Annotated in this window: 16 protein-coding genes; 6 read left to right on the top strand and 10 right to left on the bottom strand. The window is 59.4% G+C overall.

Going from position 1 to position 16,744, the window contains the following annotated elements:
* Positions 1–18: 18 nt before the first annotated feature.
* A complete protein-coding gene (locus T3A99_RS25835) occupies positions 19–756 on the bottom strand; it encodes a substrate-binding periplasmic protein (RefSeq protein ID WP_047230494.1) in 738 nt (245 codons plus the stop codon).
* Positions 757–1,017: 261 nt separating this feature from the next.
* On the opposite strand from T3A99_RS25835, the gene T3A99_RS25830 reads away from it, so the two are divergent.
* Complete coding sequence (locus T3A99_RS25830; protein ID WP_047230495.1) at positions 1,018–1,470, top strand: GNAT family N-acetyltransferase; 453 nt, start codon at positions 1,018–1,020, stop codon at positions 1,468–1,470.
* A 125-nt stretch (positions 1,471–1,595) separates the two neighbouring features.
* On the opposite strand, the gene T3A99_RS25825 is transcribed toward T3A99_RS25830, so the two are convergent.
* Genes T3A99_RS25825 through T3A99_RS25815 form a run of 3 tightly spaced genes read right to left on the bottom strand, consistent with a single transcriptional unit; the run spans position 1,596 to position 4,564 of the window.
* Positions 1,596–1,892, bottom strand: a complete 297-nt coding sequence (locus T3A99_RS25825; RefSeq protein WP_047230496.1) for a winged helix-turn-helix domain-containing protein — start codon at positions 1,890–1,892, stop codon at positions 1,596–1,598.
* A gap of 4 nt (positions 1,893–1,896) precedes the next feature.
* On the bottom strand, positions 1,897–2,400 hold the full coding sequence (locus tag T3A99_RS25820) for a M48 family metallopeptidase (RefSeq protein ID WP_047230503.1): 504 nt from the start codon (positions 2,398–2,400) through the stop codon (positions 1,897–1,899).
* 40 nt (positions 2,401–2,440) lie between these two features.
* Positions 2,441–4,564, bottom strand: coding sequence for a putative bifunctional diguanylate cyclase/phosphodiesterase (locus T3A99_RS25815; protein WP_274090677.1), 2,124 nt, complete (start codon positions 4,562–4,564; stop codon positions 2,441–2,443).
* Between the two features lie 319 nt (positions 4,565–4,883).
* On the opposite strand from T3A99_RS25815, the gene T3A99_RS25810 reads away from it, so the two are divergent.
* The 4 genes from T3A99_RS25810 (at position 4,884) to T3A99_RS25795 (ending at position 8,219) form a co-directional block, all read left to right on the top strand.
* On the top strand, positions 4,884–5,549 hold the full coding sequence (locus tag T3A99_RS25810) for a polysaccharide lyase family 7 protein (RefSeq protein WP_076383385.1): 666 nt from the start codon (positions 4,884–4,886) through the stop codon (positions 5,547–5,549).
* 279 nt (positions 5,550–5,828) lie between these two features.
* Positions 5,829–6,500, top strand: coding sequence for a polysaccharide lyase family 7 protein (locus T3A99_RS25805; protein WP_047230499.1), 672 nt, complete (start codon positions 5,829–5,831; stop codon positions 6,498–6,500).
* Positions 6,501–6,800: 300 nt separating this feature from the next.
* Positions 6,801–7,469 (top strand): polysaccharide lyase family 7 protein, encoded by a 669-nt coding sequence (locus T3A99_RS25800; protein WP_047230500.1) that lies wholly within the window; start codon positions 6,801–6,803, stop codon positions 7,467–7,469.
* Positions 7,470–7,934: 465 nt separating this feature from the next.
* The gene (locus T3A99_RS25795; RefSeq protein WP_047230501.1) at positions 7,935–8,219 is read left to right on the top strand and encodes a hypothetical protein; all 285 of its coding nucleotides are present in this window, start codon (positions 7,935–7,937) and stop codon (positions 8,217–8,219) included.
* Positions 8,220–9,125: 906 nt separating this feature from the next.
* Here T3A99_RS25795 and fba read toward each other — a convergent pair.
* The 6 genes from fba to tkt all read right to left on the bottom strand — a co-directional run bounded on the left by fba (position 9,126) and on the right by tkt (position 15,474).
* Positions 9,126–10,190: a class II fructose-bisphosphate aldolase gene (gene fba / locus T3A99_RS25790; protein ID WP_003177554.1), complete on the bottom strand. Its 1,065-nt coding sequence runs from the start codon at positions 10,188–10,190 to the stop codon at positions 9,126–9,128.
* Positions 10,191–10,435: 245 nt separating this feature from the next.
* Positions 10,436–10,771, bottom strand: a complete 336-nt coding sequence (locus T3A99_RS25785) for an MliC family protein (RefSeq protein WP_047230408.1) — start codon at positions 10,769–10,771, stop codon at positions 10,436–10,438.
* A 57-nt stretch (positions 10,772–10,828) separates the two neighbouring features.
* Positions 10,829–11,053 (bottom strand): hypothetical protein, encoded by a 225-nt coding sequence (locus T3A99_RS25780; RefSeq protein WP_322834947.1) that lies wholly within the window; start codon positions 11,051–11,053, stop codon positions 10,829–10,831.
* 31 nt (positions 11,054–11,084) lie between these two features.
* Positions 11,085–12,248, bottom strand: a complete 1,164-nt coding sequence (locus T3A99_RS25775) for a phosphoglycerate kinase (RefSeq protein WP_322834946.1) — start codon at positions 12,246–12,248, stop codon at positions 11,085–11,087.
* Positions 12,249–12,272: 24 nt separating this feature from the next.
* Entirely contained in the window at positions 12,273–13,328 is a 1,056-nt protein-coding gene (epd, locus tag T3A99_RS25770) for an erythrose-4-phosphate dehydrogenase (RefSeq protein WP_076383381.1), read from the bottom strand.
* A gap of 148 nt (positions 13,329–13,476) precedes the next feature.
* On the bottom strand, positions 13,477–15,474 hold the full coding sequence (gene tkt / locus T3A99_RS25765) for a transketolase (RefSeq protein WP_322834945.1): 1,998 nt from the start codon (positions 15,472–15,474) through the stop codon (positions 13,477–13,479).
* Between the two features lie 257 nt (positions 15,475–15,731).
* Between tkt and T3A99_RS25760 the strand changes: the two genes are divergently transcribed.
* Positions 15,732–16,727 carry an ArsR/SmtB family transcription factor gene (locus T3A99_RS25760; RefSeq protein ID WP_047230413.1) on the top strand — a complete coding sequence of 332 codons (996 nt, stop codon included), beginning with the start codon at positions 15,732–15,734 and terminating at the stop codon, positions 16,725–16,727.
* Positions 16,728–16,744: the final 17 nt, after the last annotated feature.

The following is a 16,744-nucleotide window of genomic DNA, read 5'->3' as shown; positions in this document are numbered from 1 at the left end:
AGTCCAGGCACCGCAAGATCACATCCCGTGCGCCTTCAATAACCGCGCATAACTACCATCGGCCTTCATCGCCGCAATCTCCCGATCGAATCCCGCGACAATCTGCTCGTGCTGCGGGTTCTTCAGGCTGACCAGGATGTGCAGGCTGTTTTCACTCAGTGGCTTGGGCATGAACTCCACAGCGTTGCGCACCTTGGCCGACTCACGAGACAAGTAATAACGGGCGACGAACTCATCTTCCAGGGTCAGCTTCACCCGACCGGCAGCGAGCATGCGCACGGCCATTGCAAAGTTATGCACAGGGACTTTCTGCAATTGCTGATCCTCATCGAACGCCTTGGAGTAGGCGTATCCGCGGACCACGGCGATGGGATAGGCATGCAGCTGCTGCAAGTTCTCGTACTGGATGGGTGCGTCCTTGCGCTTGATGAAGCGCACGCGGTTGAGCAGGTACTCAGCCGAGAAACGGCCCACATGGGTACGTTCTTCGCTGTACCAGGCATTGATCAGCACGTCATAGCGCCCCTCACCGATGCCCAGCATCGCCCGGGCCCAAGGCACCTGCTCAAAGTCACTGGCATAACCGGCTCGCGCCAGAGCGGTACTGACGATATCGGTCGCCAGGCCACCATTGACCAGCGTGGTGTCGGTAAAGGGTGGCCAGCCATCTGCCACCAGACGCAACTTTTGCGCGCAGGCGTTGTGGCTCAGCAACAGCAACCCGACCAAAGCAAGAGCTCGATGCAATCGCGGCATGCCAAACATCCTTGACGGGTTCAAAGCCCGGTTTGTTTTTAGCCGAATCTCAAGAGATGTCGTCAGACATCCGGTCCTAACATTAGCTCAGTGGAACCGCTGCGCAGCGTTGAATCGAAGATTACACAAAGAAGGCCACGCCGCGACAATTCGATGATGGCATTTTGGCCTTTGTCACAGATTTTTACAGTTGTCCCAGAAAGAGACTTCCGCAGCCAGCCCGCTTAATATCGGCATCAGGTTCTTCAGGAAATTCAAAAAATGGATATCGACTGGGTCTGCAAACATCACAGTGACCTGAGCAAGGAACAGCTGTACGCCATCCTCAAATTGCGCGCCGAAGTATTCGTCGTGGAGCAGAATTGCCCCTACCTGGACGTCGACGGCCTGGACCTGGAGGGCGACACCTGCCACCTGATGGCCTGGCAGGACAATCGTCTGGTGGCTTACCTTCGCTTGCTCGATCCGCACTCGCAAAACAGTGACGTGGTCATCGGGCGCGTGGTCATCGCCCCCCAAGCACGGGGACAGGGGCTGGGCCACAAACTGATGGAACAGGGTCTCAAGCAGGCCGAGAAGCACTGGCCCGGTACATCGATCTCACTGTCGGCACAGGCGCATCTGCAGGGGTATTACTCGCGGTATGGGTTTGGAGTGGTGGGTATCGAGTACATGGAAGACGGGATTCCACACATTGGCATGCACCGGCCTTGATGCCCTCTTCGCGAGCAGGCTCGCTCCCACAGTGGATCTGCGTGGTACATAAATCATATGCCCACTGCAGATCAATGTGGGAGCGAGCCTGCTCGCGATAACGCCTCCCCAGAAGCCGCCAATGTTCAGGGATACTCCAACACCGCTTTAATGCGCGGCAAATTCCCCTCGATCCAGCGACGATCAATCGCCCCCCAATCACGGATCCGATAATGCCCGGCATGGTTACGGGCACCCTCTAGCTGCTCGAATTCACACACGATATCCAGGTCCGCCAGCGCTGCCACGGTGTCCTGGGCGGTGCGTCGCGGCATGCCGGTGACTTCGGTGAGTGCGGGAATGTTGCTGGCCACGCCGCTATCAATCAGGTAAGCCACATACAAACGACGATAGAAGCTGCTTTTGGTCTTGCTGACGTCCATTCGGTCATTCCTTGGGGGGTTGCAGATCGCGCCAGGTCAGGTACACCCGCAAGTCGAATTCCAACTGGTGATACCCCGGCAGCATGTGCTCGCAGAGTTGGTAGAACGCTTTGTTGTGGTCCGACTCCTTGAAGTGGGCCAGTTCGTGCACCACGATCATTTTCAAAAACTCAGGTGCCGCGTCCTTGAACAGCGCAGCGATACGAATTTCTTTCTTGGCCTTGAGCTTGCCGCCCTGCACCCGTGAAATGGCAGTGTGCAAGCCCAGGGCGCGGTGAGTCAGGTCCAGACGATTGTCGAACAGCACCTTGTCGATAGCGGGCGCGTTACGCAGGTATTGTTGCTTGAGATCCAGCGCATAACCGTACAGGGCCTTGTCGCTCTGGACCGAATGCCGGTCGGGGTAGCGCTGCTGCAAGTAGTCGCCCAGCCGATCCTGGGCAATCAGTTGCTGCACTTGGGCTTGCAGGGCGGCGGGGTAAGCCTGGAGGTATTTGAGCGCGATCATCGGCGGCAACACAGTCACAAAAGCCGCCAGTGTAGCGAATTCAGACCTGCATCGCGCTCCAGTCAAATGGCCGGGCAAAGGCATCGGTGTCTTCGGCCATCAAGGGCCGCGCCACCAGGAACCCCTGCACATATTCGCAGCCGTGGGCCTTGAGCCACTGATATTGCTCAGGCGTCTCTACGCCCTCGGCGATCACCCGCAAACCCAATTGCTTGCACAAATCGATGACCGACGCCGCCAGTGCCGCATCCCGGGGTGAACCTGGCAGACGGGCGATCAGGTGTCGATCAAGCTTGAGGGTATCGAGCTCCAGGTCGCGCAGGTGCGTCAGCGAGCAAGGCCCGGAACCGAAATCATCCAACGCCACCCGCACCCCCAGGTTATGCAGCAGCCGCAGTTGTTTATGGGTTTCGTCGGGGTTGCGCATCAGTGCGTCTTCAGTCACCTCGACCTCAAGTTGCCGGGGTTTGAGGGCATGTCGCTCCAGGACCTGGCGCAATTCGGTCACCAGGTTCGGCAAACCGAACTGGGTGCTGCTCAGACTCACCCCCAGTACCAGATCATCAGCGAACAAGCGCTCCCAGACTTTACGCTGGGCGGCGCTGCGATGATAAATCCAGCTCCCCAGCCGACTGATCAATCGGGCCTCTTCCAGTAATGGCAGGAACAGCCCCGGCGGCACATCACCGACGCTGGGGTGCTGCCAGCGCAACAGCGCCTCGAAGCCACGGATGCGCCCGTCGCCCACCCCCACCTGGGGCTGGTAGACCATATTGAAATCGCGGTTTTCGATGGCCGAGCGCACACTTTCTTCGAGCATCAGCCGTGAACGGGCTCGACCGTTCATTTCGTGATCGTAAAAACGGTATTGCTGACGGCCAGCGCGCTTGGCCTCGTACATGGCGATGTCGGAGGCGCGCAGCAGACCGTCGAGATTGGCGCCGCAGTCGGGGTAGGTCGCGATGCCGATGCTGGCCCCCAGCGCTACGTCCATGCCCTCGATCTGTTGGCAGATAGACACTCGTTCGATGAGTTTCTCGGCAATCTTGGCCGCTTGTTCGGGGACTTCCAGATCCAGCAGGGCGGTGAACTCATCGCCGCCCAGACGCGCCAGAATGTCGAACGGGCGCAGGCACGCCTTCAGTTGTTCCGACACCCAGCGCAACACGCGATCACCGGCATCATGGCCCAACGAATCATTGACCCGTTTGAAGCCATCAAGATCCAGGTACAGCAGCACCCAGTTGCTTTCCAGCCGCTCGCTGCGCATCAGCAGGTTTTCGGCTGTCTGATAAAACCCCCTGCGGTTGAGCAGACCGGTCAGCGGGTCAGTGACGGCCTGGTATTCGAGTTGCTGGTGCAAGTGACGCACCACCGACATGTCCTGAAGCGTTACCACCATGGCCTTCTGCTCCGCAGGCAGGGGCGCACAAGACAAGGCCACCGACACCTGCTGGCCGGGCGCGGTGCGCAGGACCGCATCGTGCAGGCGCCAGGTCTGCCCCCGGCAGTAGGCGACATGGATATCGGAGCCGGCCCACTCGGGGATGTGGGGTTTTTGCAGGAAATCCAGGAGCGGCATTCCCTGCAACTGCTCGGCGGTGGCATTAAGCAGGCGACAGGTAGACGGATTGGCGAAGCGAATACACCCGCTTTCGTCCACCACGAGGATGCCTTCGGCGGCGTTATCCAGCACCGAGGCGTTGAAAGCCCTGGCGGCTTCCAGATCCTGGCTCAAGCGCTGCAAGGCCCGGCGATTGCGCTGGTGTTCGAGCAGGGCATGAACCTTGGGCTTGAGAATCTGCGGATCGAATGGTTTGAACAGGTAATCCACGGCGCCGCTGGCGTAGCCCTTGATCACCGCATCCTGGGATTGCTCGTTGGCGGTAAGGAAAATGATCGGGGTCAGCCGTGTCCGCTGGCTGCCGCGCATCAGACGCGCCACTTCAAAACCGTCCATGTCGGGCATCTGCACATCCAGCAGGACCAGGTCGATGTCATGTTCGAGTAGAAGGTTAAGGGCTTCGACACCCGAGGACGCGGTCATCACCTTCCAGTCCTGACGCTGCAACAACGCTCGCATGCTTAGCAGGTTTTCAGGGTAATCATCAACTATCAAAAGGACGGAACTGTCTTCGCCAAGCGGTGGTTGCACGCATTCCATGCTGCTTCTCTTATCGGGCGTCACGTCCGACCTGACGTAGCAAGGCGGACAAATACTGTGATCTCACTCTAGACCGTGATTCTGAAAAGCAGTAGGTGTCATCCCGCCATCATCCAGACAAAGCCCAAAATAGCCGACTAACGGTCACCCACCTCGGGCACAAAACCTGCAATGACACCTTCGACGGACAATTGACGTCAATCATCCGCTGGGCGGTCATTAAAAAATTTCTCCCTGCGTGATTAACACGCCCAAAAGCTTGAGCTAGAGCCTCTGGCTGGGCGTTCAGCATTTTCACTCCGTTACGTAGGATCCGACCATGATTGATCTCGCCACCTGGAACCTGAGCATCCCCGAAGGCAGCCCACCGACGACCATCGAAACCTCTCAACTGGTGCAGGGGTTCCAGAACCAATATTTCCACGCCGACTCCGGTACGGTGTTTTTCTGGGCACCGGTCACCGGCGCCAAGACTGCCAACGCGATTTACCCACGCAGCGAACTGCGGGAAACCTATAGCAACGGTACCCAGCGCAACTGGTTGTACTCAGCGGCTGATAACAAGCTGGCCGCCACGCTGACCGTCAACCAAGTCCCCAGCACTGGCAAGCTCGTCATTGGTCAGATCCACGCCAAAGACAGCACCAGCCCCATGGTGAAACTGGAGTACCAGTACAAAACCTACAGCTCCACCGGCAACATCGTCGCCAAAGTGCGCATGCGTCCCGACGACGAATCGGGCCAGGTCATCACCATCGCCACAGGCATAAAGCTCAATCAGTCCTTCTCTTACCTGATCCACCTAAGCCCCGCCGGTGTCCTGACCATCAATGGTGCGGGTTACCAGTGGAGCTCCCCCATCAGCTCCACTTGGAGCGACAAGCCGCTGTACTTCAAGGCGGGCGTGTACGTGCAGGACAACACCGGTTATCCCACCGAAGGCGGGACCGTGACGTTCAGCCTGCTGGATATCGATCACATCTAGACGCTTTGCATGGCGCCATGGCAGCAACGCAGCGCTGCCCGCCCAGGCGACCCTATCAATGCGAAATCGTTCAGGGAAAATTCGAACTGCCGACTAACGGTTCACCATCCAGGCACAGATGCTGCAAAAGATCCATTCGACGGACAATTGACGTCAAACATCCGCCGGATGGTTATCCAAAAAACTCCTTCCTGCGTGATCAACACACCCCAAATGCTTGGAGTAGAGCCTCCCGCTTTGGTCCTCAGCACTTTTACGCCCGTTACGCAGGATCCGACCATGATCGATCTCAGCACTTGGAACTTGAGCATCCCCGAAGGCAGCCCCGCCATCACCATCGAAACACCGCGGCTAGCCCAGGGCTTCAAGGACGACTATTTCCACTCCGACACCGGCACGCTGTTCTTCTGGGCGCCGGTGACCGGCACCAAGACTGCAAACGCCATTTACCCGCGCAGCGAACTGCGGGAAACCTACAGCGACGGCACCCTTCGCAACTGGCTCTACTCAGCGGCAGACAACAAGCTGCGCGCCACCTTGACCGTCAACCAGGTGCCCAGCACCGGCAAGATCGTGATCGGCCAGATCCACGCCAAAGACAGCACCCGGCCCATGGTGAAACTGGAATACCAATACAAGGCCTACAGCTCCACCGGCAACATCGTCGCGAAGGTCCGACTGCGCCCCGACGACGAATCGGGCCAGGTCATCACCATCGCCACGGGCGTGCAACTTGATCGCAGGTTTTCCTACCAGATTCACCTCAGTCCGAAGGGCGCGCTGGGCATCAGCGCGGCGGGTTACAACTGGAGAACCACGGTAAGCCCGGACTGGAAGGACAAGCCGTTGTATTTCAAAGCCGGCGTCTACGTGCAGGACAACACCGGCTACACCACTGAAGGTGGAAAAGTGACGTTCAGCATGCTGGAAATTCATCACACCGTTCTATAAGCGTATTTCCCCTGGCATACCGCAGCATGGACGCTGCTCCCTGCGAACGTGACCCACATCGACGCCGATGCCATAGCGCCATCGTTCAAAAAAAATTCGAATTGCCCGACTAACGGTCGTCGTCCTCGGGCACCAAAGCGGCAAACACCACTCTGACGGACAGTTGACGCCCCCCCCCCCCCCCCGCCGGACGGATATGAAAATTCGATCCCCTGCGTTTCTCGGGACGCGTCATAAAGCGCTGGCTAGAGCCTCCGGCTGGATCTTGCAACATATTCATTCCGTAGAAAGGGCCCGCACATGGTCGATCTTGCAACCTGGAACTTGAGCATCCCCGAGGGAAGCCCACCCAAAACCATCGAAACCCCTCGACTGGTGGACGGTTTCAAGAACAAATACTTCAACTCTGAAGGCAGCACGGTGTATTTCTGGTCACCGGTCACCGGCACCAAGACTGAAAACGCGATCTACCCGCGCAGCGAATTGCGCGAGACCTACAAAAACGGCACCTTGCGCAACTGGCTATACCCCGACGCCGACAACAAATTGAGTGCGACCCTGGTGGTCAACCAGGTACCCAGCACCGGCAAGATCGTGATCGGTCAGATTCATGCCAAGGACAGCAGCAAACCCATGGTGAAGCTGGAATACCAGTACAAGGACGACAGCAAGACCGGCAACATCGTCGCCAAAGTGCGCATGCGCCCCGATGACGACGAGGGCCGGGTCATCACCGTCGCCTCGGGTGTAAAACTCAATCAGTCTTTCTCTTATCGACTCCATCTTGATCGTACCGGCGACCTCGGCATCACCGCGGCGGGTCGTAGCTGGTACACCACCATGAGCGCCAAATGGAAGGTCAAGCCGCTGTATTTCAAGGCTGGCGTGTATGTGCAGGACAATACGGGCTATACCAGCGAAGGCGGGAAAGTGACGTTCAGCAAGCTGGATATCGATCACAACACCTGAGATTTTCAGCTCCGAAAATCTCGTAGGAATTTACCTTTGTGGCGAGGGGATTTATCCCCGCTAGGCTGCGCAGCAGCCCCCTCCTTTCGTCAGACCAACCGCATGCGCCGGTTTTGCAGCGGCTGCGCCCCCGAGCGGGAGCAAGCTCCCTCGCCACGTGGGCGCGGTGCGTCCTACAGGTCGATTTTGGGCTCGAAAATCTCCTCTATAGTTCGAGCTCGTCTGCTGGCTTTGGTCAGCGGGGCACGGGTTTCGCAGCCCACTGACAGAACAGAGACTTTGCACCGTCAAATGAAAATTCAGGCAAACTCGCCTGCGTTCATTTTATGGCGGTTGCGCGCGGGAGACCTTCGGGTCTGCCGGGTTTGGTCTCTATCTCGGTCTGCGAACCCGCGCGCAACTGCCACCCATTTGTTTCGCAGCAAGAAGGTGGCAATTAATTTTTATTAATAGAGCCCAAACCTTATGACGACGACTCAATCACTCAGCCGCTTCACCCCGCTCACTCCAATCGCCACCACCCAACCCATCCTGTTCATCGACAGCACCGCCCCACTGACTGAACTCCACGCCTGCGCCAGCGAACGCCTGCACGCTACCCTTGATTACCTGACGCTCATGGCCTGCGCCACCCTGCGCGATTCGGCCGCCAGCGACCTCAATACCCTCACCAATGTCGCCCGGATCCTGGTTCAGGATGTCACCGATGTGTTCGGCGTCATTGAACAACGCGGCCTCGAAGACCAATAAAGCCCTCCCGGCGGGAGATGATCCCCTGTGGGAGCGAGCTTGCTCGCGATAGCGCTGGGTCAGCAGCATGGATGGCGACTGACACAGCGCTATCAGGATCTGTGTGTATATCCATTTCTTTGGTAACGGCTACTTAGGGTTCCGCCCTTACGGCGGGTCACTTTTGAAGAGCGCAAAAGTAACCAAAACGCTCCTGCCCCACCACTCGGTGCCTCGCCTAGGCTCGGCATGCCCGAACGCAGGCATTGCTCCGTGGGCCCGCCGCGAAGGGCCATCCATGGCCCAGCGCGGCTACCTCGGCATCCATGCCGAGGTGCCCACTACGCAACACCTGCGTTCGGCCAGCGTGGTTAACGGGGCGCCGAGATCAACGTCCACCGCGAGGCGGCCTTATAGCCGACCTGTTTCTCCCGGTAGTACTCCGATCCAATTGTGGGAGCGAGCCTGCTCGCGATGACGACAGCACATTCAACATCTTCATCGACTATGACACTGCCTTCGCGAGCAAGCCCGCTCCCACAGGAGAAACGCGATCTCCCTAAACAAGGCCGGCTATCAGGCCGCCTCGCTTTTGATTTTGATCTATGGGCCCCGTTAACCACGCTGGCCGAACGTAGGTATTGTGGAGTGGGCATCCCGGCATGGATGCCGGGATAGCCGCGCTGGGCCATGGATGGCCCTTCGCGGCGGGCCCACGGAGCAATGCCTGCGTTCGGGCATGCCGAGCCTAGGCGAGGCACCGAGTGGTGGGGCAAGACCTTTTGGTTACTTTTGGGGCGTTTGCCAAAAGTGACCCGCCGTAAGGGCGGAACCATAAGCAGCCGTTACCCAAAAAACGGATATACACACAAATCCCAAACATAAAAAAACCCGCATCACTGCGGGTTTTCTCAAAACGCTGAAACCTTAATTAACCTTAGCGTTCAACTCACCCTTCAAATACCGCTGATACATCGCTTCCAACGAGATCGGCTTGATCTTCGAAGCATTACCCGCAGTACCGAAAGCTTCGTAACGCGCAATACACACATCACGCATCGCCGTCACGGTAGCCCCGAAGAACTTACGCGGATCAAATTCGCTCGGATTGGTCGCCATCAAACGACGCATGGCACCGGTAGAGGCCAGGCGCAGGTCGGTGTCGATGTTGACCTTGCGCACGCCGTACTTGATACCTTCGACGATTTCTTCAACCGGCACGCCGTAGGTTTCTTTGATGTCGCCGCCGTACTGGTTGATGATCGCCAGCCACTCTTGCGGAACCGAGGAAGAACCGTGCATCACCAGGTGAGTGTTGGGGATGCGTTTGTGGATTTCCTTGATGCGGTCAATGGCCAGCACGTCGCCGGTAGGCGGCTTGGTGAACTTGTAGGCGCCGTGGCTGGTACCGATGGCGATGGCCAGGGCGTCGACCTGGGTCTTCTTGACGAAGTCCGCGGCTTCTTCCGGGTCGGTCAGCATCTGGCTGTGGTCCAGTACGCCCTCGGCGCCGATGCCGTCTTCTTCACCGGCCATGCCGGTTTCCAGCGAGCCCAGGCAACCCAGTTCGCCTTCCACCGAGACGCCGCAGGCATGGGCCATGGCGACGGTCTGCTGGGTGACGCGAACGTTGTATTCGTAGTCGGTCGGGGTCTTGCCGTCTTCGCCCAGCGAGCCGTCCATCATGACCGAGCTGAAGCCCAGTTGGATGGAGCGCTGGCAGACGTCAGGGCTGGTGCCGTGGTCCTGGTGCATGCACACCGGGATGTGCGGGAATTCTTCGATGGCAGCCAGGATCAGGTGACGCAGGAATGGCGCGCCGGCGTATTTGCGGGCGCCGGCCGAAGCCTGGACGATCACCGGGGAGTCAGTCTTGTCAGCGGCTTCCATGATGGCGCGCATCTGCTCAAGGTTGTTGACGTTAAAGGCTGGGACGCCGTAGCCGAACTCGGCTGCGTGGTCCAGCATCTGACGCATGCTGATAAGTGCCATTAGTGTGTCTCTCCCGGTCGAGGGTCGTTAATCGTGCCAGCCTGCCGGAGCGGCGGCGGCTATTCAAGTCATTGCAGGTCGGGGGTGGGTCCGCCCTGTGTGTTCGGTGAAACAAAATCTCGAAACTATAAGAGGCCCCTGTGGGAGCGAGCCTGCTCGCGATGAGGGCCCGACAGTCAACATCACTGATGCCTGATACATCGCTATCGCGAGCAGGCTCGCTCCCACATTGGATCTCTATTGAATCAGTCAGCCTTGCAGCCCCGGCCAATCAAGTCATTGGTGGCGACCCAGTAAACCAGGCCTTCCTCACCTTTGACGTGAAACGCCAGCATGTCGTCGCTGTACAGCGTACCCGATGCGCCCGGCTCTTCCTTCAGGTGATAGACCTGCTCGGCACCGCCGAGGCGAACGTCGACTTCCTTGCGGGTGTCATCGGTATAGCGCCACAGCACCTTGGCCTGACTGTCACAGGTCCAGGTTGTCCAGCCCTCTACGACAGGCTCGGACGAACGAAACCGATCCAGCTGCGCACAACCGGCCAGCATTGCCAGCGCCACAACGGCGATAAAGCCTTTCATCCGTGTTCCTCGACTGACGACCCGTGCCGCCAGCCATGAGTTAAAGAGTCTGACCCGTCAAGGACAACCATGTTCCTTGGCCGGGTTTTGCGTCTCATATTTATCCAGGCCATCCGGCCCCGAACGCTTGTTCAGCACCGGATTGGTCTCGGCCTGCCAGTCGGCCTGGTAACAGCCGCCTTCAGGCGTTGGCGTCCCGGTTTCCGGAGCCGTGGCCTTTGGGCTGCTCGAACAGGCCACTAACAGCGTCGCCGTCAACAGCAACGTGAACGTCTTGACCATCACAACACTCCTTTGCCTGGTCAACGAAACCTCAGGCCTTGGCCCGGCTTTCCAGGACTTCCACGGCTGGCAGTACTTTGCCTTCGACGAATTCGAGGAACGCACCGCCGCCGGTAGAAATGTAGGAGATCTGCTCGGCCACGCCATATTTATCGATCGCCGCCAGGGTGTCGCCGCCGCCAGCGATGGAGAAAGCGTCACTCTCGGCAATGGCCTGGGCCAGCACTTTGGTGCCGTTGCCAAACTGGTCGAACTCGAACACGCCGACCGGACCGTTCCACAGGATAGTCTTGGAAGATTTCAACAGTTCGGCGAAATTGGCTGCGGTTTGCGGGCCAATGTCGAGAATCATGTCGTCTTCGGCCACCTCAGCGATCAACTTGACGGTGGCGGTGGCGCCTTCGGCAAACTCCTTGGCAACCACCACGTCCACCGGCAACGGCACGCTGACCTTGGCGGCGATTTCCCGGGCGGTATCCAGCAGGTCCGGCTCGTACAGGGATTTGCCGACCGGGTGACCGGCCGCAGCAAGGAAGGTGTTGGCAATGCCGCCGCCGACGATCAACTGGTTACACACTTGGCTCAGGCTGTTAAGCACGTCGAGCTTGGTGGAGACCTTGGAGCCGGCAACAATGGCAGCCATCGGCTGGGCCGGGGAGCCCAGGGCTTTGCCCAGTGCGTCCAGTTCGGCGGCCAGCAGCGGGCCAGCAGCGGCCACTTTGGCGAACTTCGCCACGCCGTGGGTCGAACCCTCGGCGCGGTGGGCGGTGCCGAACGCGTCCATCACAAACACGTCGCACAGGGCTGCATACTGCTTGGCCAGTTCGTCAGCGTTCTTTTTCTCGCCTTTATTGAAGCGCACGTTTTCGAACAGCACGACATCGCCGGCCTTCACGTCCACACCGCCCAGGTAGTCAGCCACCAGCGGTACGTCGCGGCCCAAGGCTTTGCTCAGGTAATCGGCGACCGGCTTGAGGCTGTTTTCCGCCGAGAACTCGCCTTCGGTCGGACGGCCCAGGTGGGAGCAGACCATCACGGCCGCGCCTTTTTCCAGGGCCAGCTTGATGGTCGGCAGCGAAGCCAGGATACGCGCGTCGCTGGTGACAACACCGTCCTTGACGGGGACGTTGAGGTCTTCGCGGATCAGTACGCGCTTACCTTGCAGATCGAGGTCGGACATCTTCAACACGGTCATGGGTCGCAATTCCTGGGTAACTGTTTAGAGAGCAGGTTTTTTAGAAGCGGTTTGCAGGTAATGCTCGGCAACGTCCAGCATTCGGTTGGCAAACCCCCATTCGTTGTCGAACCAAGCCAGGATGTTCACAAGCCGTGGCCCGGAAACCCGGGTCTGGCTGGCATCGACGATGGCCGAATGTGGGTCATGGTTAAAATCACAGCTGGCATGGGGCAACTCGGTGTAAGCCAGAAGGCCTTTGAGCGGACCGCTGGTGGCGGCTTCGCGCAAGATCCGGTTGACCTCGGTGGCGTCGGTATCGCTCACGGTCTGCATCGTAATGTCGAGGCAGGACACGTTGACCGTCGGCACCCGCACGGCTTTGGCCTGAATTCGCCCCGCAAGTTCCGGCAGCAGCCGTTCAATGCCGCGCGCCAGACCAGTGGACACCGGAATCACCGACTGGAACGCCGAACGGGTCCGCCGCAAGTCTTCATGGTGATAGGCGTCGATCACAGGTTGATCGTTCATCGCCGAGTGAATGGTGGTGATCGACACGTATTCCAGGCCAATGGCCTGGTCCAGCAGGCGCAATAGCGGCACGCCGCAGTTGGTGGTGCAGGACGCGTTGGATACCAGCAGCTCGTCGCCGCTCAGGCAGTCCTGGTTCACGCCGTAGACAATGGTCGCGTCGACATCCGCTTCGCTGGCCATCGGCTGGGAGAACAACACCCGCGGCGCGCCGGCCGCGATGAAACGCTGGCCATCTTCACGGGTGTTGTAGGCGCCGGAGCATTCAAGCACCAGGTCGACACCCAAGGATGCCCAATCGATACCTTCGGGGGTGGCACTGCGCAGGACTTTCACGCAATCGCCATTAATGTGCAGACAATCGCCCTCGACCCGCACCTCGCCCGGAAACCGGCCGTGGGTGGAGTCAAAGCGTGTCAGGTATTCGATGCTGGCCATGTCGGCCAGATCGTTGATCGCCACAATCTCGAACCCGGCCCTGGCCCCTCGCTCGAACAACGCACGCAAGACGCAACGACCAATCCGGCCGTAGCCGTTGAGTGCAACTTTGTAGGGACGCGGTTGGGGCATGGGGTTCTCTGACTTGGGTGAATCCATCAGGGCAGCGTTGCCTGAGCCATCGCCATCGCGAGCAAGCTCGCTCCCACAGGGTCGGTGGAGATCCTTGTGGGAGCGAGCTTGCTCGCGATGGCGTCAGCCCGGACGACGCGACTTCGGATCAGTCTTCCAACAGCTCTTCAGCCTGACCCAGAATGTTTTCCAGGGTAAAGCCGAACTCCTCGAACAACGCCGGCGCGGGCGCCGATTCGCCGTAGGTGGTCATGCCGATCACGCGACCTTCCAGGCCGACGTACTTGTACCAATAATCGGCGTGAGCGGCTTCGATGGCGATCCGGGCGCTGACTTGCAACGGCAATACCGCTTGCTTATAGCCGGCGTCCTGGGCATCGAACACGCTGGTGCACGGCATGGACACCACACGTACGTTGCGACCCTGCGCGGTCAGTTTGTCGTAGGCCTGGACGGCCAGGCCGACTTCGGAGCCGGTGGCGATCAGGATCAGTTCAGGCTCGCCAATGCAGTCCTTGAGCACGTAGCCGCCGCGGGTGATGTCGCCGATCTGGTCGGCATCGCGGTTCTGGTGCTGCAGGTTCTGGCGGGAGAAGATCAGCGCCGATGGACCGTCGTTACGCTCGATGGCGTATTTCCAGGCCACTGCCGATTCCACGGCGTCACATGGGCGCCAGGTGTCCAGGTTCGGCGTGCAGCGCAGGCTTGCCAGTTGCTCGATCGGCTGGTGAGTCGGGCCGTCTTCGCCCAGGCCGATGGAGTCGTGGGTGAACACATAAAGCACGCGCTTCTTCATCAGGGCCGACATGCGCACTGCGTTGCGGGCGTATTCCATGAACATCAGGAAGGTAGCGCCGTAAGGCACCAGGCCGCCGTGCAGAGCCACACCGTTCATGACCGCGCTCATGCCGAACTCACGAACACCGTAGTACATGTAGTTGCCGCTGGCATCTTCGGCGCTGACGCCTTTGCAGCCCTTCCACAAGGTCAGGTTGGAACCGGCCAGGTCGGCCGAACCGCCGAGCAGCTCCGGCAGCAGCGGGCCAAAAGCGTTGAGGGTGTTCTGGCTGGCCTTGCGGCTGGCAATGGTTTCGCCTTTGGCGGCGACTTCAGCGATGTAAGCCGAGGCTTTTTCAGCGAAATCGGCAGGCAGCTCGCCGCTGAGGCGACGCACCAGTTCATTGGCCAGCTCAGGGAATTGCGCGGAGTAGGCGGCAAAGCGCTGGTCCCACTCGGCTTCGGCGGCACGGCCTTTTTCCTTGGCGTCCCACTCGGCATAAATGTCGGCCGGGATTTCGAACGGACCGTGTTCCCACTTCAACGCAGCGCGGGTCAGGGCGATTTCCTCGGCACCCAGTGGCGCGCCGTGGCAGTCTTCCTTGCCTTGTTTGTTGGGCGAACCGAAACCAATGGTGGTCTTGCAGCAGATCAGGGTCGGCTGGGCGCTCTTGCGCGCCGTCTCGATGGCGGTCTTGATTTCTTCCGGGTCGTGGCCGTCGACATTGCGGATGACCAGCCAGTTGTAGGCTTCGAAACGCTTGGGGGTGTCGTCGGTGAACCAGCCTTCGACTTCGCCGTCGATGGAAATGCCGTTGTCATCGTAGAAAGCGATCAGCTTGTTCAGGCCCAAGGTGCCGGCCAGTGAGGCGACTTCGTGGGAAATGCCTTCCATCATGCAGCCATCACCCAGAAACACGTAGGTGTGGTGATCGACAACGTTATGGCCTGGGCGATTGAACTGCGCCGCCAGGACTTTTTCCGCCAGGGCAAAGCCCACGGCGTTGGCCAGGCCTTGGCCCAGTGGACCGGTGGTGGTTTCCACGCCTGGGGTGTAGCCATATTCCGGGTGGCCCGGAGTGCGGCTGTGCAACTGGCGGAAATTCTTCAGGTCATCGATCGACAGGTCATAACCGGTCAGGTGCAGCAACGAATAGATCAACATCGAGCCGTGGCCGTTGGACAGCACGAAGCGGTCACGGTCGGCAAACGAGGGGTTGCTCGGGCTGTGCTTGAGGTAGTCGCGCCAAAGCACCTCGGCGATATCCGCCATACCCATAGGGGCACCGGGATGGCCGCTGTTGGCTTTTTGCACGGCATCCATGCTGAGTGCACGGATGGCATTGGCACGCTCACGACGGCTGGGCATCGCTGATCTCCTGGGTTTTGAATTGTGAAACTGAAAAAAGGCGAGCATTTTCCCTCACCCACCCGCCCCGGGGCAATGACAGATAGTCATCCAGAGGCTTTTTTCCGGTGGATAAAGTCGCATTCGCCAGGTGAAACCTTTCCGCTGAAGGTTTGTAGAGTCAAGCACGCCTTGGGAAGTGCCATTTATCGAGCAATATCAAAACTTTTTGATATTGACCTTGCGGTGATCCATACCCCTCACTAGACTGCCGCCCTATGAATTTACGCGTGCCTTCCATTCGCCATGACGATTGCGATGAGCTGGCGGCCCTTTGCAAGGCCGGCGGCGATCCGCTGCGGCTCAATGTATTGCGCGCCTTGGCCAACGATTCGTTCGGCGTGCTGGAACTGGCGCAGATCTTCGGCATCGGTCAATCCGGCATGAGCCACCACCTCAAGGTCCTGGCCCAAGCCGACCTGGTGGCGACCCGTCGTGAAGGCAATGCGATTTTTTACCGCCGCGCCCTGCCCCATACCGATCTGCTGGGCGGCAAGCTGCATGCCGCGTTGCTCGAAGAGGTGGATGAGCTGGACCTGCCGGCAGACGTGCAGGCCCGCATCGCCCAGGTACACGGGCAGCGAGCCGCTGCCAGCCAGGATTTTTTTGCCCGGGTGGCCGAGAAGTTTCGCGCCCAGCAGGACCTGATTGCCGGGTTGCCGCAATACCGTGAAAGCGTCGTGGCGCTGCTCGACAAACTGGGATTCGAGCCCACCGCCACGGCCATTGAAGTCGGCCCTGGCGACGGCGCGTTTCTGCCGGAGCTGGCGCGGCGTTTCAGCCAAGTGACGGCGCTGGACAACAGCCCGGCCATGCTCGAGCTGGCACGCCAGGTGTGCGAACGTGAAACACTGGCTAATGTCAGCCTGCAACTGGCCGATGCCTTGAATGGTGTGAGCCTGCAGGCCGATTGTGTTGTATTGAACATGGTGCTTCACCATTTCGCCGCGCCGGCCGATGCGCTCAAGCACATGGCCGACTTGCTGCAACCGGGCGGTAGCCTGTTAGTGACAGAGTTATGCAGCCACAACCAGAGTTGGGCCAAGGAGGCCTGCGGTGATCTCTGGCTGGGGTTTGAACAGGACGATCTGGCCCGTTGGGCCACCGCTGCGGGCCTCGTGCCCGGGGAAAGCCTCTATGTGGGCTTACGTAATGGTTTCCAGATCCAGGTCCGCCATTTTCAGCGACCGGCTGGCGACACTCACCATCGGTAACTTGTAGGAAAACATCG

This window comes from Pseudomonas sp. N-137 (assembly GCF_034555295.1).
Classification (GTDB): domain Bacteria; phylum Pseudomonadota; class Gammaproteobacteria; order Pseudomonadales; family Pseudomonadaceae; genus Aquipseudomonas; species Aquipseudomonas rhizophila.
Note: the sequence above shows the minus strand (reverse complement) of the source record. Positions and strands in the feature narration are given on the sequence as shown.